Below are 21,438 nucleotides of genomic sequence, written 5' to 3' on the forward strand. Positions count from 1 at the left end.
TTTTTTAAAATTTTTCAAAAAAGCATACCGACTTTTTAATACTTCTCATAAAAGCATATCTTTGGAACCTAAATCAAACTTACTTACTATGAAATTTAATACCTGCGTTTTGCTTTTTTCAGGTGTAGTACTATTTGCTACAGGTTGTAAAAAGGAAACAGAATTTGATCCCAATGCCCCCGATGCCTTATTTTCCAACAGAGATACACTTGTAAATCCTGCGGATGATTTTTTTACGTATGCAAACGGTGGCTGGTTTAAAAACAACCCGATTCCGGATTCGGAACGTAGCAATGGGATTTTCAGGACCATTCAGGATACAATTAACAATCAGATTAAAGAAATTTGCGAAAAATCGGCTCAAGCCAATGCTGATAAGGGAAGTAACAAGCAGAAAATAGGGGATTTTTATGCTTCAGGAATGGATACTATTGCTATAGACAAAGCAGGAATCAATCCGTTGAAAAAAGAAATTGCCAAAATTGATGCTGTTAAGGACATTCCATCTTTATTGAATACAATTGCTTATATGCATACTATTGGTGCAAGTCCGGCTTTTGGCTTCTATTTAGGTCAGGACGATAAAATAAGTACAAAATATGCCTTGTTTCTTTCTCAAGGCGGATTGGGATTAGGCAACAGAGATTATTATTTTAATACAGATAAAGAAAATACCAATATCCGTGCAGAATATGTAAAACATTTGGAAGCTATGTCTAAACTGATGGGTAATGACGGTCCGACTTCTGTGAAAAATGCTTCAGTGATAATGAAGCTGGAAACAGATTTGGCAAAAGCTTCCAGAAAATTGGAAGATCTTCGTGATCCGATTAAGAATTACAACAAGATGTCGATTACCAAATTCAAATCATCGACACCTAATATTGATTGGAATAAAGTTTTGCCTGCCATGAACGTAGCCAAAGCAGATTCTGTTATCGTAGGTCAGCCGGAGTTTTACACTTCGTTAGACAAGATGGTTACGTCTTATTCTATTGAAGATTGGAAAACGTATTTAAAATGGAATCTGGTAAACAGTTATGCCTCTTATTTAAGCAGTGACATCGAAAAGCAGAATTTTAAATTCTACGCTACGGTTTTAAGTGGAGTAGCAAAGCAAAAACCGAGATGGAAGAGAGTAGTAGAACAAACAGACGGTTCATTAGGAGAATTGATAGGTCAGGTATATGTTGATGAATATTTGCCAAAAGGAACCAAAGAAAAATTACTTGAAATAGGAAACAATATCCGTGATGTATATGCCGATCATATTAAAAAATTAGATTGGATGAGCGATGCCACAAAAACAAAAGCATTGAACAAACTCTCTAAAATAGTAATGAAAGTGGGTTATCCTGACAAATGGAAAGACATGAGTTCTGTTATCATTGATAAAAATTCCTACTGTGCAAACATTATTGCGGTAAACAAATGGGATTATAACTACATGGTTACCAAATACGGAAAACAGGTAGACAGAACAGAATGGAGCATGTATCCTCAAACGTATAATGCGTATTATAATCCGAGTAATAACGAAATCGTAGTGCCGGCTTGTAATATTTTGGTTCCGGGTTATGAAGGAAGAATGCCTGATGATGCTATTTTGTATGGAATTATTGGAGGTTCTACTTTCGGTCATGAAATCACGCACGGTTTTGACGATCAAGGAAGTCAGTACGATGAAAATGGAAACTTAAATAACTGGTGGACACCGGAAGACCTGAAAAAATTTAATGAGAAGACGAAACTTATCGTTGCTCAGTTTAATAAATTTGAAGCTTTACCTGGCAAATTTGTTAACGGAGATGCTACTCAGGGAGAAAACATTGCTGATTTAGGCGGAGTAGTGATGGGTTATGAAGCTTTTAAGAAAACTGCCCAGTATAAAGAGAATCAAAAAATCGCAAAATTATCACCGGATCAGCGTTATTTCCTTGCTTACGGATACGCATGGATGGTTAATATTAAGAATGAATCATTAGCACAGCAAATCATGACAGACGTTCATTCGCCTGCAAAATTTAGAATCAACGGACCTTTGAGTAATATCCCTGAATTCTACAAGGCCTTCAATATCAAAGAAGGAAGCAAGATGCGTCAGGCAGAAAAAGACAGAGTGATTATTTGGTAATCAAAACCAATTAGAACTTAAAAACCCTTTTGAAATAAACTTCAAGAGGGTTTTTCTTTTGAATACATCAAATTCATATATTTGTATAAATCAATTTTTTGTGAGTAATACCAATAAATTAAAAATTTTCAACGACCCTATATATGGTTTTATAACCATTCCTAATCCATTAATTTACGATTTAATTCAGCATCCTTATTTTCAACGCTTGCGTAGGATTTCTCAAATGGGATTATCGTATTTGGTTTATCCGGGAGCAAATCATACCCGTTTTCATCATGCTTTAGGCTGTTTGCATATTATGCAGAAAGCGATTCAGGTGTTGCGATTTAAGAACACTGAAATATCCAAGGAAGAAGAAAACGCGCTTTATATCGCCATTTTGCTTCATGACATTGGTCATGGGCCTTTTTCGCATGCGATGGAGCACAGTATTGCCGAAGACGTGCATCATGAGGAAATCTCATTGCTGTTTATGAATAAATTGAATGAAGAGTTTGAAGGAAAGCTGAGTTTAGCGATTCAGATTTTTAAAGGAGAATACCATAGGAAATTCATGTTACAGTTGATTTCTAGCCAGTTGGATATGGATAGAATGGATTATTTGAAAAGAGACAGTTTTTATTCCGGAGTAGAAGAAGGGAAAATAAATTCCGACCGTTTAATTCAGATGATGAATGTGGTAGACGATGTTTTGGTTATAGAAGAAAAAGGAATTTATTCGGTTGAAAAATTTTTAATGGCAAGAAGGCTTATGTATTGGCAGGTTTATCTGCATAAAACGAGTCTTGCAGCCGAACTGATTCTGACCAAAACACTGAAAAGAGCCAAGGAATTGCATCAGAAAGGGATTGTAATAGAATGCAGTAAACCGTTGTTTTTCTTTATTGAGAACAAAATCACATTGGAGGATTTTACCGATGTTATTTTGAATAAGTTTGCTCAATTAGACGATTCAGATATAATTGGAGCGATAAAAAACTGGCAGTTTCACGAGGACTTTGTATTAAGTTCGCTGAGTAAAATGATCATCAACCGGGATTTGCTTAAAATTAAGATGAGCGAAGAAAAGTTTACAGTAAAAGAAGTTCTGGAATTGGCAGAGCAATTTTCAAAAGAATATAACGTTGGTATACAGGAAGCTAAGTATTTTGTTTTCAAAGGAAAAATCAAAAATCAAGCTTACAGTAAGATTGCCGAACCTATCAGAATACTCAAAAAAGATGGCGGAATAGAAGACGTAGCACTGCTTTCGGACCAATTATCATTGAAAGCTTTATCGAAACAAGTGACAAAGTATTTTCTTTGTTTTCCAAAACAACTCAATAAAAACTAAAGTTTCTTTTTAAAATTTTATATTTTTGTCACGATGAAATTTACAGCCGAACAAATAGCAGGAATTTTAGAAGGTGAAGTGGTGGGAAATCCTAACGCTGAAGTCTCCAGATTGTCTAAGATAGAAGAGGGAACAGAAGGTTCTTTAACCTTTTTGGCCAACCCCAAATATGTTAATTTTATCTATGATACAAAAGCTACAATAACTATTGTAAACCAGACTTTTGTGCCTGAAAATGAGATTAGCACAACATTGATAAAAGTAGAAGATGCTTATAAGTCCTTTTCGAAGCTATTGGAATTTTACAATCAGATTAAGCTGAATAAAGTAGGTATTGAAGTACCTTGCGTATTGGCTGAAAGCTCAAAACATGGGGAAAACTTCTATTTGGGAAGTTTCAGCTATGTTGGAGAAAATGTCATTATTGGGAACAATGTAAAGATTTATCCGAATTCGTTTATTGGAGATAACGTAAAAATAGGGGATAACACCATTATTTTTGCTGGAGCCAAAGTGTATTCGGAAACAGAAATCGGTAAAGGATGTACTATTCATTCCGGAGCCATTGTAGGTGCTGACGGGTTTGGTTTCGCGCCAAACGAAGAAGGAGTTTACAGCAAAGTACCACAAATAGGGAATGTGATTTTAGAAGATAATGTAGACGTTGGTGCATGTACTACTATTGATAGAGCTACGCTGGGTTCTACCATTATTAGAAAAGGAGTAAAACTGGACAATCAAATCCAGATAGCCCATAATGTTGAAATAGGTGAGAACACGGTAATTGCTGCTCAAACAGGAATAGCGGGCTCTACTAAAATAGGAAAAAGTTGCATGATTGGCGGACAAGTAGGTATTGCCGGACATTTAATTATAGGTAACGGAGTTAGAATTCAGGCACAATCAGGTGTAGGAAGAAATATAAAAGACCACGAAACATTACAAGGAAGCCCAACTTTCGGATACAGTGATTTTAATAAATCGTATGTTCATTTCAAGAATCTTCCGAAAATCGTGTCAGAAATAGAAGAACTAAAAAAGAAAAACAAATAATTATGGTTAAGCAAAAGACCATTCAGTCAGAAATTGCGCTTAAAGGCGTTGGATTACACACAGGTAAAGAAGTTACCATGACTTTTAAGCCGGCACCGGTAAACAATGGATTTACGTTTGTTCGTGTAGATTTAGAAGGTCAACCTATCATTGAAGCGGATGCTGCCTATGTTGTAAATACACAAAGAGGAACTAATCTTGAGAAATTAGGAGTAATGATTCAGACTCCGGAACACGTTTTGGCCGCACTTGTTGGCTGTGATCTGGACAACGTAACAGTGGAGCTGAATGCATCCGAATTGCCTATTATGGATGGTTCATCAAAATATTTTGTTGAAGCTATTGAAAAAACAGGAATTGTTGAGCAAGAAGCGGAAAGGAACGTATACGTTGTAAAAGAAGTTATCTCTTACATGGATGAGGCAACAGGCAGTGAAATCATTGTTATGCCATCAGATGATTATCAAGTAACCGCTATGGTTGATTTTGGTACCAAAGTTTTAGGTACTCAAAATGCCAGCATGAAAAATATTTCGGAATTTAAGACTGAAATTGCTGACTGCCGTACTTTTAGTTTCCTACACGAATTAGAAACCTTATTGGAGCATGGTTTAATTAAAGGTGGTGATTTGAATAATGCTATCGTGTATGTTGATAAAGAAATCTCTGATGCCACAATGGACAGGCTGAAAGTAGCTTTTGGAAAAGACAAAATTTCAGTGACACCAAACGGTGTTTTGGATAACCTTACATTGCATTACCCTAATGAAGCAGCACGTCATAAATTATTAGACGTGGTTGGAGATTTGGCACTTATCGGAACCAGAATTAAAGGAAAAGTAATTGCAAATAAGCCAGGGCATTTTGTAAACACTCAATTTGCTAAAAAAATATCTAAGATTATCAAAACCGAACAGAAAAACCACGTTCCTGTTTACGATTTGAATAAGGAACCTTTAATGGATATTCACAAAATCATGTCAATGTTGCCTCACAGGCCACCATTTTTGTTGGTTGACAGGATTTTGGAAATGTCAGACACCCATGTTGTCGGGTTGAAAAATGTTACAATGAACGAAGATTTCTTCGTTGGACATTTTCCGGGAGCACCTGTTATGCCAGGAGTTTTAATCGTTGAAGCGATGGCTCAGACTGGAGGAATTTTAATTTTGAGTACCGTTCCGGATCCTGAAAATTACCTGACCTATTTTATGAAAATAGACAATGTTAAATTCAAGCATAAAGTATTACCAGGCGATACATTAATTTTTAAATTAGACTTACTTTCTCCAATCAGAAGAGGAATCTGTCACATGCAGGCGAGTGCTTACTCTAATGGTAAGTTAGTTGCTGAAGCGGAATTAATGGCACAAATCGTTAAAAAACAATAACAATATGAATCAACCTTTAGCCTATGTTCATCCTGGTGCAAAAATCGCCAAAAACGTTGTAATTGAGCCTTTTACTACCATTCATAATAACGTTGTTATTGGTGACGGAACTTGGATTGGTTCCAATGTTACGATTATGGAAGGTGCCCGTATTGGTAAAAATTGTAATATTTTCCCAGGAGCAGTAATTTCTGCTGTACCACAAGATTTGAAATTTGGAGGAGAAGAATCACTTGCGGTAATTGGAGATAATACTACTATAAGAGAGTGTGTCACAATAAATAGAGGAACTATTGCCTCAGGACAAACAACAATAGGAAATAATTGTCTGATTATGGCAACTGCGCATATTGCACACGATTGTCATATTGGAAATAATGCAATTGTGGTTAATGGTGTAGCGCTTGCAGGTCACGTTACCATTGGAGATTTTGCTATTATTGGAGGTTTGGCAGCAGTTCACCAGTTTATTTCTATTGGTGACCATGCTATGGTTTCCGGAGGATCATTAGTAAGAAAAGATGTTCCGCCTTTTACAAAAGCGGCTAAAGAACCGTTGTCTTATGTTGGTATCAACTCTGTTGGGTTAAGACGCAGAGGATTTACCACTGAAAAAATTAAAGAAATTCAGGATATTTACAGAATTCTATATCAAAAAAATTACAATACATCACAAGCTTTAGCTATCATTGAAGCTGAAATGCAGGCTACTCCGGAACGAGATGAAATTTTAGATTTTATCAGAAATTCATCAAGAGGAATCATGAAAGGTTATACAGGCGTATAATTTTAAAAAAGAAACAAAAATCAAATAAATACTCAAAAATGGCATCTACATCAGATATTAGAAACGGATTATGTATAAAATTTAATCACGATATATATAAAATTATTGAATTCCTTCACGTAAAACCAGGGAAAGGACCAGCTTTCGTGAGAACAAAACTTAAAAGTCTGACAACTGGAAAAGTACTTGATAATACATTTTCTGCGGGTCATAAAATTGAAGATGTGAGAGTTGAAACTCATACTTTTCAATTTTTATATGCTGAAGGAGATCAATTTCATTTTATGAATAACGAAAGTTTTGAGCAGATTACATTAAACAAAACAATCTTAGATGCTCCGGATTTATTGAAAGAAGGAACGAATGTAATGGTTCAGATCAATACTGAAACAGATTTGCCGCTTTCAGTGGATATGCCAGCTTCTATTGTTCTTGAAGTTACTTATGCAGAGCCTGGAGTTAAAGGAAACACGGCAACAAATGCTACTAAACCGGCAAAAGTTGAAACAGGAGCTTCAGTAAACGTACCTTTGTTTATTAATGAAGGAGATAAAATCAAAATTGACACGGCTACAGGTTCTTATATGGAGCGTGTAAAAGAGTAATCAGATGAAGTTTCCCCAAACACATACTCTAAAAGAAATTGCTGCTATTATAGGTTGTGAATTTGTTGGTAAGGATGATTTCCAGGTTCTTGGAATGAATGAAATTCATGTTGTTGAGCCCGGTGATATTGTGTTTGTTGACCATCCAAAATATTACGATAAAGCTTTGCAATCAGCTGCAACGATAGTTTTAATTAACAAAAGCGTTGATTGTCCCGAAGGCAAAGCTTTATTAATTTCTGACGACCCTTTTAGGGATTTTAATAAATTAACCCGTCATTTCAGGCCTTTTCAGGCTTCAAATGCATCTATTTCGGCTACAGCCAAAGTAGGAGAGGGTACAATTATCCAGCCCAATTCTTTTGTTGGAAATAACGTGTCTATCGGTAAAAACTGTCTGATTCATTCTAATGTTTCCATTTACGATAATACTGTGATTGGAGACAATGTTATTATCCATGCAGGAACTATTCTTGGAGCAGACGCCTTTTATTATAAAAAACGTCCGGATGGCTTCGATCAATTGATTTCAGGCGGAAGAGTAGTCATTCAAGACAATGTTGGAATTGGAGCACTTTGCACCATTGACAAAGGAGTTACCGGAGATACAACAATTGGAGCCGGCACAAAAATTGACAATCAGGTGCATGTTGGCCATGATACTGTAATTGGAAAAAAATGTCTGATAGCTTCACAAACCGGAATTGCGGGTTGTGTTGTCATTGAGGACGAAGTAACTCTCTGGGGTCAGGTTGGTACCACCAGCGGGATAACCATTGGCTCAAAAGCAGTTGTTATGGGGCAAACGGGAGTAACTAAATCTATTGAGGGAGGAAAATCCTATTTTGGAACTCCTGTAGAAGAATCCCGCGAAAAACTGAAACAACTGGCCAATCTTAAAAAACTTCCTGAAATACTAAATAAACTGAATAAAAATGAAGGCTAAAGAAATAGTTAAGAATTTTTATAAATCGGATGCTTTTCGGGACAATGAATTACTGGATACATTTATTCATCCAGATGTAACGCTGGATTGGAATAGCAGTAAGGGTTTTCTTCAATTGAACAGGGAGGAAATGCTAAAACTGGCCAGTGAAATGCAAAAAGCGTATTATTCTTCCCGAATTTATATTACACATATACTCGAAGAAGAAAATACAGTCAGTGTTCGTTACATTCACTACGTAAAAACGATTGAAAACCCAAGAGAAGAAATGATTTTGGCTCATTTTATGGTGATTTGGGAACTTAAAGGAGAAAAATTATACCGTGGATTTCAAATGAGTCAATTAACGTAATTTATTTTAAAAAATAATTTAAAAGTACATTTCAAAACCTTACTTTTGCAACACAAAAAATAAACTATATAAACAAAATATCATGAGTGTTTTAGTCAATAAAGATTCAAAAATAATCGTTCAGGGATTTACAGGAAGCGAAGGAACTTTCCACGCTTCACAAATGATTGAATACGGAACAAATGTTGTAGGTGGTGTAACTCCTGGAAAAGGAGGAACAATGCATTTAGATCGTCCGGTTTTTAACACAGTTAAAGATGCTGTTGATAAAGCAGGAGCTGATACAACAATTATTTTCGTTCCGCCAGCATTTGCTGCTGACGCTATTATGGAAGCTGCTGATGCAGGAATCAAAGTAATCATCGCTATTACTGAAGGTATCCCTGTAGCAGACATGATTAAAGCTAATGAATATATTAAAGGAAAAAATTGTCGTTTAATCGGACCTAACTGTCCAGGTGTAATTACTCCAGGAGAAGCAAAAGTAGGTATCATGCCAGGTTTTGTTTTCAAAAAAGGAACTGTAGGTATTGTTTCTAAATCAGGAACTTTAACTTACGAAGCTGCGGACCAGGTTGTAAAACAAGGTTTAGGTATCACAACAGCTATTGGTATTGGTGGAGATCCAATTATTGGAACTACTACAAAAGAGGCTGTTGAATTGTTAATGAATGACCCTGAAACCAAATGTATCGTTATGATTGGTGAAATTGGAGGTCAATTAGAAGCTGATGCTGCTAAATGGATTAAAGCTGATGGTAACCGTAAGCCGGTTGTTGGTTTTATTGCTGGTGAAACAGCTCCAAAAGGAAGAACAATGGGTCATGCAGGTGCTATCGTAGGTGGTGCTGATGATACAGCTGAAGCTAAAAAACGCATCATGAGAGAAAACGGAATTCACGTTGTAGACTCTCCAGCTGAAATTGGTAAAAAAGTTAAAGAAGTTTTAGGTTAATACCCAAATGAATATAAAATCTAATGCCTCACGATTTTCGTGGGGCATTTTTTTACAAATGATTGCAACATTTAAAAAATATAAAAATGTATAAAGAATTAAAAAAAATTAAAATCAGCAATAGTTTTACTTTAACAGAAAACAATAACCTAGAAGAAATCTGCAATGCACCGGAAGCGGGGAGTGGCGTTTTTTTGGTTTATGCTGTTGATGGCGAAGAAAAAGAGCTGATAATGGTCGCTTCTACCGGGACAATACAAAATGACGGGACGTTAAAAATTAAAGCAGGAGGATTGTATGACAAAATTGTCAATGGTCACCAATTTGCTAAAACCGGAAGAAAATATTCCTGGCCTGCTCAAATGAAAAAAGAAGGCATTGCTGCTTTAGAAGTACATTGGTACGAAACATTCAACGAAAAGAACAAAGTAATACCAACTTCTATGGAAGGACAGGTTTTGCAAAATTTCCTTGATGAAAACGGGAAATTACCAAGATGGAATGTAGCTTTTTAATCCTATTGAAGGATTTTTAAAACCATGAAAAAGCCCCGAATTGCGGGGCTTTTTTTATTAGAAATTCGGACTTAAATTGTATTTTTTATAGAAGTTATCAAGTGCTTCAACCACTTCTTCTTCGGTATCTACGATTTTTATCAAATCCATATCGCTTGGACTTACCGTTTTTTCCTGCTCAATCATTACTGTTTTCACCCAGTCAATTAATCCCGCCCAAAAGCTGGAACCTACTAAAATAATAGGGAATTTTCCAATTTTTTTAGTTTGGATAAGCGTTATCGCTTCAAATAATTCGTCTAATGTTCCAAAACCTCCCGGCATCACGACAAACCCTTGTGAATATTTCACAAACATTACTTTTCGAACGAAGAAATAGTCAAAATTAAGATTTTTGTCTTTGTCGATATAAGGATTAAAATGCTGCTCAAAAGGCAATTCGATATTCAAGCCCACGGAAGTTCCTTCACCACGGTGCGCACCTTTATTTCCGGCTTCCATAATACCCGGGCCACCGCCTGTAATTACTCCGTAACCTGCTTTACTGATTTTATACGCGATTTTTTCGGCCAACAAATAGTATTTATCTTCCGGTTTTGTTCTTGCTGATCCAAAAATAGAAACACAAGGCCCAATTCTGGCCATGCTTTCATAACCATTCACAAACTCCGACATAATTTTAAAAATTGCCCAAGAGTCATTGGTCCTTATCTCGTTCCAAGTTTTTTGTTTCAGCTTGTCTTGGATTCTTGAATCCTCATTTTCATAATCGTTAAACGCCATGTTTTGTATTTTATATTTTAATATTTTATTTTGAAGCTGTTTCCTGCTATTCACTGCAATCTTTTGTTTTTAAATAAAAAACAAAAGGATTTCCGTTGCTATCAGGGCTAAAAAAATAGCCTGCTAAAGTAATTCTTTTTTTAGAAATTGAGCCGTATAGCTTTTTTTATTTTTAGCAATTTCTTCGGGAGTACCTTTGGCAACCACTTCGCCACCGCCTTTTCCGCCTTCGTAACCGATGTCAATAATATAATCAGCGAGTTTAATAACGTCCATATTATGCTCAATAATTAATACAGAATTTCCTTTATCAACCAGTTTATTAATGACATCCATCAGCACTCTGATATCTTCAAAATGCAGACCGGTTGTGGGTTCATCCATGATATAAAAAGTGTTTCCTGTATCTTTTTTGGACAATTCAGTGGCTAATTTTATACGTTGTGCTTCTCCACCTGAAAGCGTTGTACTTTGCTGTCCAAGAGTAATATAACCCAAACCTACATCTTGTATGGTTTTTACTTTTCGATGGATTTTCGGGATATTTTCAAAGAAAGGAACTGCTTCATCAACCGTCATATTCAAGACATCGGAAATCGATTTTCCTTTGTATCTGATCTCTAATGTTTCTCTGTTAAAACGTTTTCCCTGACAGGTTTCACATTCTACATAAACATCAGGTAAAAAACTCATTTCTATCGTTCTCACACCGGAACCTTCACAAGTTTCACAACGTCCGCCAGCTACATTAAAGCTGAACCTGCCGGCTTTATAACCTCGAATCATGCTTTCAGGAGTCATGGTAAACAAACTTCTGATTTCAGTAAAAACTTCGGTATAAGTCGCCGGATTGGAGCGCGGTGTTCGGCCAATAGGGCTTTGGTCTATATCAATGACTTTATCTATATGCTCTAATCCTTCAATTTTTTTATAAGGCTGTGGCTTTTTGACACCATTGAAATAATATTCATTTAGAATAGGGTAGAGCGTCTCATTAATCAATGTCGATTTTCCGCTGCCGGAAACACCAGTCACGCAAATTAATTTTCCTAAAGGCAATTCAATAGAGACATTTTTTAAATTATTTCCTGTAGCACCAGTCAATTTAATTGATTTTCCATTGCCTTCACGGCGTTTTTTAGGAACTTCAATTTTCATTTCTCCATTCAAATACATGGCAGTTATCGTATGCTGTTCCAATATTTCTGCCGGAGTTCCTTTGCTGATGATTTCTCCGCCAAATTTTCCTGCTTTTGGGCCTATATCAATTACATAATCAGCACGTTCAATCATGTCTTTATCATGTTCCACAACGATTACTGAGTTGCCAATATCTCGTAATTGCTCTAATGAATGGATTAATTTTTCATTATCTCTTTGATGCAATCCAATACTTGGTTCGTCTAAAATATACAATACGCCAACTAGTTGCGAGCCAATTTGCGTAGCCAGACGAATACGTTGCGCTTCTCCTCCTGAAAGTGATTTCGAACTTCGGCTTAAAGCCAGATATTCCAAACCAACATTTACCAGGAAGTGAAGTCTGTCTTTGATTTCTTTGACTACTTCAATAGCGATAGTTTTTTGTTTTTCAGACAAATGATTATCCAAATTATCAAACCAATCCGTTAAATCAGAAATATCCACATTGGATAATTCTGCAATATTCTTATCATTAATTTTGAAGTAAAGCGCTTCTTTTTTTAGTCGTGAACCATGACATACTGGACAGTTTACTTCATCCATAAAGTCTTTAGCCCAACGTTTTATTGAAGTTGAACCGCTTTCATCATGTTGTGTTTTGATGAAGTTTGAAATCCCTTCAAAATCAATTTTATATTCTTTGGTAACACCAGCTGTTTTAGAAGTGACAGAAAATTTATCTTTTCCACCGTTCAAAATCATTTCCATTGCTTCCGCCGAAATGGTTTCAATAGCATCGGTTAATTTGAACTCAAATTTTTCCCCAATTGTTTCCAATTGCTTGAAAATCCAAGAAGATTTATATTCTCCAAGTGGTGCAAAACCGCCATTTTTGATTGATAATTTTGGATTTGGAACTATTTTTTTGGTATTGATTTCATTTACTGTTCCCAATCCGTTGCAATGTTCGCAGGCACCTTTTGGCGAATTGAATGAAAAAAGGTTCGGTTCAGGGTTCTGATAAGAAATTCCTGTTGTAGGACACATCAAGTTTCTACTGAAATATCTGGTCTGATTTGTATCTTGATCAAGAATCATCAGCACATTTTCGCCGTGATACATCGCCGTGTGAATGCTTTCAGATAACCTTTTTTCGCTTTCCGGTGAATTTTCAACGAGCAGCCTGTCTACCACAATTTCGATATCGTGTGTCTTGTATCGGTCCAATTTCATTCCGGCAACTAAGTCCTGAACTTCTCCATTTACACGGACTTTCAAAAACCCTTGTTTAGTGATTTGCTGGAATAATTCGGCATAATGACCTTTTCTCGCACGGATAACAGGAGCAAGGATATTGATTCGTTTTCCAATAAAATTTTCGGTAATTAAATTTTTGATTTGCTCATCAGAATAAGAAACCATTTTTTCACCCGTATTGTAACTGTAAGCATCTCCGGCACGTGCAAAAAGCAAACGAAGAAAATCATAAATTTCGGTAATGGTTCCTACGGTCGAACGAGGACTTTTACTGGTGGTTTTCTGTTCAATGGCAATCACTGGAGACAATCCGTCTATTTTATCAACATCGGGACGTTCCAATCCGCCTAAAAACTGTCGGGCATATGCCGAAAAAGTTTCTATATAGCGACGTTGTCCTTCGGCATAAATCGTATCGAAGGCCAATGATGATTTTCCCGAACCCGAAAGCCCGGTAATAACAACCAGTTTTTCACGGGGAATAGAAATGTCAATATTCTTGAGATTGTGCACTCTGGCACCAATAACTTCAATAGTATCTTCGGTATTTAGCATAGTTTTTGGCAAAACACAAAGGTACATTTTTTGTGTCAAAATTTAATAATCCCTTTTTAAGTTTCTAAATCCTTTTGTATATCCAGATTTCTAAATTTTGGAGAAGTTAAACCGGTTACACCTACTACAACTATGGTCATAATTCCACCAAAGACTACCGAAGGTACAACACCCATTAATTTCGAAGTGAATCCGCTTTCAAAAGCACCTAATTCGTTTGAAGAACCTACAAATATTGAATTTACGGAAGATACTCTGCCCCGCATATGATCAGGCGTATAAATTTGAAGGATAGTTTGTCTAATTACCACTGAAATTCCATCGGCGACACCACTAAGAAACAGTACAGCAACTGAAACCCAAAAATTAGTTGATAGTCCGAAAATGATAATGCAGATTCCAAAAGCTAAAACAGCTAAAAGTAATTTTTTTCCAGCATTTGTATTTAGTGGCATAGAAGTAGCGATAAGCATCGTAATTAAGCCGCCAATAGCTGGTGCGGCCCTCAAAATACCAAATCCTTCAGAGCCGACTTTTAGAATATCTTGAGCAAAAATGGGCAATAATGCCACAGCCCCTCCAAACAGTACTGCAAACATATCGAGTGACAAAGCATTAAGTACCGTTTTGTTTTGGAATACAAATGTAATGCCTTCTTTCAGACTTGTAAAAACAGGTTCGCCTAATTTTGGATTTAAGATGGGTTTTGATTCGATTTGAAATAAAGCAAAAACCCCGAGAATGATACTGATGACCACTAAAAGCATGGAAGCAAAAACACCAATCCCGCCAATGGTAAATCCTGCTAATGCCGGTCCGATTACAGCAGCAACCTGCCATGTCGAACTACTCCAGGCAGCGGCATTTGGCTTCTCTTTATTAGGGACAATTAAGCCAAGAAGACTAAAAACCGAAGGAATAATAAAGGCACGAATGATCCCTCCTAAAAATACCAGAGCATAAATAGCGTTTAAAACGATACTTTTAGAAAATGTTTCAGCAACTTCAGGTTTTAGGAGAATGCACATCAAAATACTGATGAAAGCTAATCCAAACAGGCATTTAACCAGCATTCCTTTTTTTTCATTCTGATCGACAATATGCCCTGCGAATAAAGCCATTCCTATGGCTGGAATTACTTCCATTAAGCCTATTAAACCTAATGATAATGGATCTTTTGTTATTCGGTATACTTCCCATTCGATTAATACGAATTGCATGGACCAGCCCAGTACAATTCCCAGTCTCATTAACAAAAACCAACGAAATTCTTTTATTTTTAACGATGAAAAAGGATCTTTTTTAGTCATTATTCTCTTATGTCTTTTAATCTTAATTGTAAGCTTATAGTGTTGTTCCATTCATTTTCATCAATGGAATAAACAATTTCAATGGGATTCTGATTTTCAGTTAGCGCTTTTTTTCCTGCCAAACCGAAACCTATAGCAGCAAAACCAACACTGTTTTCCTGTTTTACATACAAACGCAAATGTTCCTCGTCTTTGCCTAATGTCTTTCCGTAGCCAGTGTCGTTTACATTTTTGGACCAGAATACAGGAGTCATATTTTGAGGTCCAAATGGCTCGAATTGCTTTAAAATCCGGAAAAATTTATCGTTAATGTCATTTAAGTCAATTTCTAAATCAACGGCAATTTCAGGTGTTAATAAATCAGGATGAATGGTTTCCCGTACAACTTGTTCGAATTTGTTTTTGAATGCACTGTAGTTTTCTTCTTTCAGCGTCATTCCTGCAGCATACATATGTCCGCCAAATTGTTCCAAATGTTCTGCGCTGGCTTCCAATGCATTGTAAATATCAAAATCTTTAACAGAGCGTGCTGAAGCAGCCAGTTTATCGCCACTTTTTGTAAAAACTATAGTTGGTCTGTAATGTGTTTCAATCAATCTGGAAGCTACAATTCCAATAACACCTTTATGCCAGTCTTCCTGATATACGACAGTTGTAAATTTTTTTTCTTCAGCATTATTTTCTATCTGTAATAAAGCTTCTTTTGTAATTTGTTTGTCTAAATCCTTTCTGTCAGCATTAAAAATTTCAATTTGAGAAGCAAATTCCTCTGCTTGGGCCAAATCAAATTCGGTCAGTAATTCAACGGCATAGTTACCGTGTTTTATTCGTCCGGCAGCGTTTATTCTGGGAGCAACAATAAAAACAACATCAGTTATGGTAAGTACTTTTTTTTTCAGATTCTGAATTATTGCCTGAATTCCGGGCCTTGGATTTGAATTGATTACTTCCAATCCGAATTTTGCCAATATCCTGTTTTCTCCTGTCATAGGAACAATATCCGCGGCAATAGCCGTAGCAACCAAATCTAAATAAGGCAATAAATCATCAATTGTTTGGTTCCTGTTTCGGCCTAATGCCTGAATCAATTTGAAACCAACACCACAACCGCATAATTCATCATAAGGATAGCTGCAATCGTTTCTTTTAGGGTCTAAAACAGCTATAGCTTCGGGTAGAATTTCTCCCGGCCTATGGTGATCGCAAATGATAAAATCAATATGTTTTTCTTTGGCGTATGCCACATGATCAATCGATTTTATACCACAGTCCAGCGCAATAATCAAGGTAATGCCGTTATCATCAGCATAATCAATTCCTTTGTATGAGACGCCATAACCTTCGTCATAACGGTCAGGAATATAAGTGGCAATATTGGGATAATACGTTTTTAAATAGGAAGAAACCAGTGAAACAGCGGTAGTACCATCAACATCATAATCACCGAAAATCAGTATGTTTTCGTTGTTTGCAATGGCATTTTCAATGCGTTCAACTGCTTTATGCATATCTTTCATTAAGTAAGGATCATGCAAATCGTCTAAACTGGGACGGAAAAACTGCCTTGCTTCTTCAAAAGTTGCAATACCGCGTTGGAGTAGGAGTGTCGCGATATTTTCTTCTACATTTAAAGCCTGTGAGAGTTGTTTTATTTTTTCTTGAGAGGGTTTTGGTTTGATGGTCCAGCGCATAATTTTTTGTATGGAGTATAAATATGTTATGAATTCAAATTTACTATAAAATTTCAAAAGTGATTGTTAATTATTTTTTTTAAATCAGAAAATAAACCCTCTTAATCTGAATAAAAAGTGGTTATTTTGAACTTTAATATTATTTAAATACAATCATTAGATGCAAATTCAAGGTCAAATTGTAGATATAGAAAACAAACGGATTTATTCAGGTGAAATTACTATTGAAAATGGGAAAATCATTTCAATAACAGAAAAAGAACATGGTATTAAAAGCTATATTCTTCCGGGATTTATTGATGCTCATATCCATATTGAAAGTTCTATGTTAGTACCTTCTGAATTTGCTAAAATCGCTGTACTTCATGGGACAGTAGGCACCATTTCAGATCCTCACGAAATTGCCAATGTCCTTGGCAAAGAAGGAGTTTACTATATGATTGATAATAGTAAGCAGGTGCCGCTGAAGTTTCATTTTGGGGCACCATCCTGTGTTCCTGCCACTTCTTTTGAAACGGCTGGAGCAGTTATTGATTCTGAGGAAATTAAAGAATTGATGGCTTCGTCTGATATATTTTATCTGTCAGAAATGATGAATTATCCCGGCGTTTTATTTGATGATGCAGAAGTTTTAAAGAAAATTCATTGGGCCAAACATTTTAATAAACCAATAGACGGGCATGCACCCGGATTGCGTGGAGAGGCTATTAAAAAATACATTTCAGCTGGAATATCGACTGATCATGAATGTTTTACTTTCGATGAGGCACAGGAGAAATTATCGCTTGGCATGAAAGTAATCATCCGAGAGGGCAGTGCAGCTAAAAATTTTGAAGCTTTGATTGATTTACTTCCTGATAATTACGAGAATATGATGTTTTGCTCTGATGACAAACATCCTGATGATTTGATTTTAGGACATATCAATTTGCTTTGTGCTCGTGCTGTGGCAAAAGGAATCGATGTTTTTAAGGTACTGCAGGCGGCCTGCATAAATCCGGTAAATCATTATAAGATGAAGGTTGGTCTGCTGAAAATAAATGATTCGGCTGATTTTGTTATTGTGGAAGATTTAGTTGGTTTCAATGTTCAAAAAACATATATAGATGGTGAATTAGTTGCTGAGAACGGCATTTCATTTGTGAATAATGTTGCATTTGAAACGCCAAATAATTTCAATATTTTGGCTAAAGAAATTACTGATTTTGAGCTTTCAGGATCTTCTTCAAAAATAAGAGTGATTGAGGCTTTAGAAGGACAATTGATTACAAATGAGATACATCACAAGCCATTGATTAAAGAGGGAAAATTAATTTCTGATGTAGAGAATGATATTTTAAAAATGGCAGTTGTCAACAGGTATCAAAATGCCAAACCAGCTGTTGCGTTTATTAAGAATTTCGGATTAAAAAAAGGAGCCATAGCAAGTTCTGTGGCACACGACTGTCATAATATTGTCGTTGTGGGAACCTCCGATGATGAAATCTGTAAAGCGGTCAATCTTCTGATTGAAAATAAAGGCGGAATTTGTGCTGTAAATGATGCCGAAATAAAGGTATTACCACTTCCTGTTGCAGGAATTATAAGTGATAAAGATGGTTGGGAAGCCGGAAAATTATATCAGGAAATTGATACAATGGCCAAAGAACTGGGCAGCAATCTGAAAGCGCCGTTTATGACGCTTTCATTTATGGCTTTATTAGTTATTCCTGATTTAAAATTATCTGATAAAGGCTTGTTTAGCGGGAATTCTTTTTCGTTTGTAGACTTAGAAGTTTAAGCTTTTTTTGCTGTTAATGCTTCCTCTTCAAACAGAATTCCGTTCCAGCCGGTTGCTATAAAATTCCGGATATTCTGGTGGTTTGTTCCATTTGGTTCGTTAAGGACCTCTTCAAAATAATAGGCCCCAAAACAGGCTAATGTTTCCGCCTGAGATAAACTTTGCAAATAGGCAAAAGCAAAAATCTTGCAGGATCCTGAATTTTCTCCGGCTGCATTATATTGTGTTCCGTTCTGAAAACCTGTTGGTGTAAAAGAATAGTTTTCTTCAATAAGAGTAATAGTTTCAGCAAAAGTTATTGATTTAGGCGCTGTTTTTAATTTTTCCAGAAAAGTATTTATCATATCAATCATCATTTTAAAAGCTTCCAGTAAAAGAGGTTTGGTCTTTAATTTTACCCTCAGTATTATTTTTTAGATTCTTTGGCAGTACTTTTTCCTGCTACAATTACCACGATTTCTCCTTTTGGAGGCTTTGCTTCAAAGTGTTTCAGGGCTTCTTCAGCTGTTCCGCGAACAGTTTCTTCATGAAGTTTGGAAATTTCGCGGGAAACAGAAACTTGCCTGTCTGCACCGAAATACTGTATGAATTCAGCTAATGTTTTTGTCAGTTTATGTGGCGAAACATATAGAATCATAGTGCGGGTTTCTTCAGCAAGAGCCAAATAACGGGTCTGACGCCCTTTTTTATCCGGTAAGAAGCCTTCAAATATAAATTTATCGTTCGGCAGACCACTGTTAACCAATGCAGGTACAAAGGCAGTGGCGCCAGGCAGACAATCAACTTCGATATTATTTTCTACACAAGCTCTGGTTAGTAAAAAACCCGGATCCGAAATAGCAGGAGTTCCGGCATCTGAAATTAAAGCGATATTTTCACCAGCTTGTATACGCTTGATGATATTTTCAACTGTTTTGTGTTCGTTATGCATGTGATGACTGTGCATGTGAGTTGAAATCTCAAAATGCTTGAGTAATTTTCCGCTGGTTCGAGTGTCTTCTGCAAGAATTAAATCAACATCTTTCAGCACTTTAATTGCCCTAAAAGTCATATCTTCCAAATTACCAATAGGAGTAGGAACCAAGTATAATTTACCCATTACAAAAATTTATTTTCAACAAACTCCATAAACCGCTCTGCAAATTCATCTTTGCCTTTCCATTCGTTATAGTCCGGTTTAACCAGTTCGTCGATAAAATTTTTAGCATCTTCAAAAGTATCGAAAGTACTCAATTGAGAAACGACTCTGTTGAAATCTTCGCTGCTTCCTCCAAAAAGATTTTTTTCGAATGCAATTCTGTCATTTAAACCAATATTGATTCCTTTATTAAGTTTGTCGTTCAGATTGGCTGTCGGTTTAGGATCGGCTTTATCAAAAATTATATCTTTTCCTTCATTTACATCTACAAATACGGTTTCAATGTGTATTTCAGGGGCAGGTTTTTCAAAAACAACATCTTTTCCTTCATGTACGTCGCTAAAAACTGTTTCAATGTGTACTTCGTGAGACGTTGTATCTTCAATTTTATCTTCAATGATTTTTGAGATTTCTTGAGCCACTTTAGTTTCTTCCGATTTTTTAATATCGCTTACCCTTTCAAAAATTGGATCTGCAGGTATTCCTCCCAAAATATCATCAAAAGAAATTTGCTTTTTTTCCGGCTTTGGAATTTCAATGATTGGAGTTTCAAGAATAGGAGTTTCAATTTCGGCTTCCACCTTAGGTTGCTCAGCGATTATTTCTTTTGCAGGCTCTTTAGTATCGATTGTTTCTGACGGAACCGGATCAACGGTGTTTTTTGGTGTTTTTGCCTGATCCTTTTTTGAAACCGTTTGAGCAGGCTCAGTTTCTATTTTCGATTCAACAACCAGTTCCTCATCTTCTTCTTTGATCTCAGCTACCACAATTTTTTCGTCAAAATCAAAGGCTTTTTCAAGTTTAGCTTCAATTTCATGAATACCAATGGTTGGCTTTACTTCACTGAAATTTTCTTCAACAAATAATAAAACCGATAGCTTTTCGTATAATTTTTGAGTTTCATGATGCAATTCACGGACATCTTCTTTGTGTTTCAATTGCAAAATTCTATGAGCGATGCTAATTAATTCGGCTTCTAACTTTTTTTTCATAACTTTTAAAATTATAATGAGTGAGGCGTATCTTTTTTAATAAATTTGTTGTGTTACAAAGTAATAAAAACTATTCATTTTTATCGTTATAAAAATAAAAAATGTTTCTTGAAAATACAGTAAATCACAAAGAACAATTTGGTTGGATCGAAGTAATATGCGGCTCTATGTTTTCAGGTAAAACTGAAGAATTGATACGCAGATTGAAACGTGCTCAGTTCGCCAAACAAAAAGTAGAAATTTTTAAACCATCCATAGACACCCGTTATGATGATGAGATGGTAGTTTCACATAATAAGAATGAAATTCGTTCCACTCCGGTTCCAGCGGCAGCCAATATTCGTATTCTGGCCCAAGGATGTGATGTGGTCGGTATTGACGAAGCGCAGTTTTTTGATGACGAAATTGTCTCTATCTGCAATGATTTGGCAAATTCTGGAATCAGAGTAATTGTGGCAGGATTGGATATGGATTTTAAAGGAAATCCCTTTGGTCCAATGCCGGCGCTTATGGCAACTGCCGAATACGTTACAAAAGTTCACGCCGTTTGCACACGCACAGGAAATTTGGCACATTACAGTTTTAGAAAAAATGACAACGAAAAATTGGTTATGCTTGGAGAAACCGAAGAGTATGAGCCATTAAGCCGTGCAGCTTATTTTAATGCGATGAAAAAAAATCAGGAAGAAAATTCAGATAAGAAAAAATAGGATAA

At 36.1% G+C, this 21,438-nt stretch carries 19 protein-coding genes; 12 read left to right on the forward strand and 7 right to left on the reverse strand.

What is annotated here, in order from left to right:
- Positions 1–88: 88 nt before the first annotated feature.
- From ACRDEC_RS10100 to ACRDEC_RS10145, 10 genes are all read left to right on the forward strand, one after another.
- Positions 89–2,134, forward strand: a complete 2,046-nt coding sequence (locus ACRDEC_RS10100) for a M13 family metallopeptidase (RefSeq protein WP_431498215.1) — start codon at positions 89–91, stop codon at positions 2,132–2,134.
- Between the two features lie 100 nt (positions 2,135–2,234).
- Positions 2,235–3,470, forward strand: coding sequence for an HD domain-containing protein (locus tag ACRDEC_RS10105; protein ID WP_431498216.1), 1,236 nt, complete (start codon positions 2,235–2,237; stop codon positions 3,468–3,470).
- A 33-nt stretch (positions 3,471–3,503) separates the two neighbouring features.
- Positions 3,504–4,523, forward strand: a complete 1,020-nt coding sequence (gene lpxD / locus ACRDEC_RS10110) for a UDP-3-O-(3-hydroxymyristoyl)glucosamine N-acyltransferase (RefSeq protein WP_431498217.1) — start codon at positions 3,504–3,506, stop codon at positions 4,521–4,523.
- A gap of 2 nt (positions 4,524–4,525) precedes the next feature.
- On the forward strand, positions 4,526–5,914 hold the full coding sequence (locus tag ACRDEC_RS10115; RefSeq protein ID WP_431498218.1) for a bifunctional UDP-3-O-[3-hydroxymyristoyl] N-acetylglucosamine deacetylase/3-hydroxyacyl-ACP dehydratase: 1,389 nt from the start codon (positions 4,526–4,528) through the stop codon (positions 5,912–5,914).
- A gap of 4 nt (positions 5,915–5,918) precedes the next feature.
- The gene (lpxA, locus tag ACRDEC_RS10120; RefSeq protein ID WP_135524829.1) at positions 5,919–6,701 is read left to right on the forward strand and encodes an acyl-ACP--UDP-N-acetylglucosamine O-acyltransferase; all 783 of its coding nucleotides are present in this window, start codon (positions 5,919–5,921) and stop codon (positions 6,699–6,701) included.
- A gap of 38 nt (positions 6,702–6,739) precedes the next feature.
- Complete coding sequence (gene efp / locus ACRDEC_RS10125) at positions 6,740–7,306, forward strand: elongation factor P (protein WP_431498219.1); 567 nt, start codon at positions 6,740–6,742, stop codon at positions 7,304–7,306.
- 4 nt (positions 7,307–7,310) lie between these two features.
- Positions 7,311–8,252 (forward strand): UDP-3-O-(3-hydroxymyristoyl)glucosamine N-acyltransferase, encoded by a 942-nt coding sequence (locus tag ACRDEC_RS10130; protein WP_431498220.1) that lies wholly within the window; start codon positions 7,311–7,313, stop codon positions 8,250–8,252.
- Entirely contained in the window at positions 8,242–8,604 is a 363-nt protein-coding gene (locus ACRDEC_RS10135; protein WP_431498221.1) for a nuclear transport factor 2 family protein, read from the forward strand. The genes ACRDEC_RS10130 and ACRDEC_RS10135 overlap by 11 nt, the downstream gene beginning before the upstream one ends.
- Positions 8,605–8,686: 82 nt before the next feature.
- Positions 8,687–9,559 (forward strand): succinate--CoA ligase subunit alpha, encoded by an 873-nt coding sequence (gene sucD / locus ACRDEC_RS10140; RefSeq protein ID WP_431498222.1) that lies wholly within the window; start codon positions 8,687–8,689, stop codon positions 9,557–9,559.
- A gap of 86 nt (positions 9,560–9,645) precedes the next feature.
- A complete protein-coding gene (locus ACRDEC_RS10145) occupies positions 9,646–10,074 on the forward strand; it encodes a hypothetical protein (protein ID WP_431498223.1) in 429 nt (142 codons plus the stop codon).
- Positions 10,075–10,131: 57 nt separating this feature from the next.
- Here ACRDEC_RS10145 and ACRDEC_RS10150 read toward each other — a convergent pair whose 3' ends face one another.
- The 4 genes from ACRDEC_RS10150 to recJ form a co-directional block, all read right to left on the reverse strand.
- Complete coding sequence (locus tag ACRDEC_RS10150) at positions 10,132–10,857, reverse strand: TIGR00730 family Rossman fold protein (protein ID WP_431498224.1); 726 nt, start codon at positions 10,855–10,857, stop codon at positions 10,132–10,134.
- A gap of 123 nt (positions 10,858–10,980) precedes the next feature.
- Positions 10,981–13,812 (reverse strand): excinuclease ABC subunit UvrA, encoded by a 2,832-nt coding sequence (gene uvrA / locus ACRDEC_RS10155; protein WP_431498225.1) that lies wholly within the window; start codon positions 13,810–13,812, stop codon positions 10,981–10,983.
- A gap of 56 nt (positions 13,813–13,868) precedes the next feature.
- Positions 13,869–15,122, reverse strand: a complete 1,254-nt coding sequence (locus tag ACRDEC_RS10160; RefSeq protein ID WP_431498226.1) for an MFS transporter — start codon at positions 15,120–15,122, stop codon at positions 13,869–13,871.
- Positions 15,122–16,813 (reverse strand): single-stranded-DNA-specific exonuclease RecJ, encoded by a 1,692-nt coding sequence (recJ, locus tag ACRDEC_RS10165; RefSeq protein WP_431498227.1) that lies wholly within the window; start codon positions 16,811–16,813, stop codon positions 15,122–15,124. The genes ACRDEC_RS10160 and recJ overlap by 1 nt, the downstream gene beginning before the upstream one ends.
- 160 nt (positions 16,814–16,973) lie before the next feature.
- On the opposite strand from recJ, the gene ade reads away from it, so the two are divergent.
- Complete coding sequence (gene ade / locus ACRDEC_RS10170) at positions 16,974–18,593, forward strand: adenine deaminase (protein WP_431498228.1); 1,620 nt, start codon at positions 16,974–16,976, stop codon at positions 18,591–18,593.
- Here ade and ACRDEC_RS10175 read toward each other — a convergent pair.
- The 3 genes from ACRDEC_RS10175 to ACRDEC_RS10185 form a co-directional block, all read right to left on the reverse strand.
- Positions 18,590–18,937, reverse strand: coding sequence for a HopJ type III effector protein (locus ACRDEC_RS10175; RefSeq protein WP_431498229.1), 348 nt, complete (start codon positions 18,935–18,937; stop codon positions 18,590–18,592). The two genes, ade and ACRDEC_RS10175, sit on opposite strands and share 4 nt — an antisense overlap.
- 62 nt (positions 18,938–18,999) lie before the next feature.
- Positions 19,000–19,692: a 16S rRNA (cytidine(1402)-2'-O)-methyltransferase gene (gene rsmI, locus ACRDEC_RS10180; RefSeq protein ID WP_431498230.1), complete on the reverse strand. Its 693-nt coding sequence runs from the start codon at positions 19,690–19,692 to the stop codon at positions 19,000–19,002.
- Entirely contained in the window at positions 19,692–20,723 is a 1,032-nt protein-coding gene (locus tag ACRDEC_RS10185; RefSeq protein ID WP_431498231.1) for a hypothetical protein, read from the reverse strand. Before ACRDEC_RS10185 ends, rsmI begins: the two co-directional genes overlap by 1 nt.
- A gap of 101 nt (positions 20,724–20,824) precedes the next feature.
- Here ACRDEC_RS10185 and ACRDEC_RS10190 point away from each other — a divergent pair, with 101 nt between their 5' ends.
- Positions 20,825–21,433, forward strand: a complete 609-nt coding sequence (locus ACRDEC_RS10190; RefSeq protein WP_431498232.1) for a thymidine kinase — start codon at positions 20,825–20,827, stop codon at positions 21,431–21,433.
- The last annotated feature ends 5 nt before the right edge of the window (positions 21,434–21,438 follow it).

It is taken from the genome of Flavobacterium sp., from assembly GCF_050696275.1.
Taxonomy (GTDB): domain Bacteria; phylum Bacteroidota; class Bacteroidia; order Flavobacteriales; family Flavobacteriaceae; genus Flavobacterium.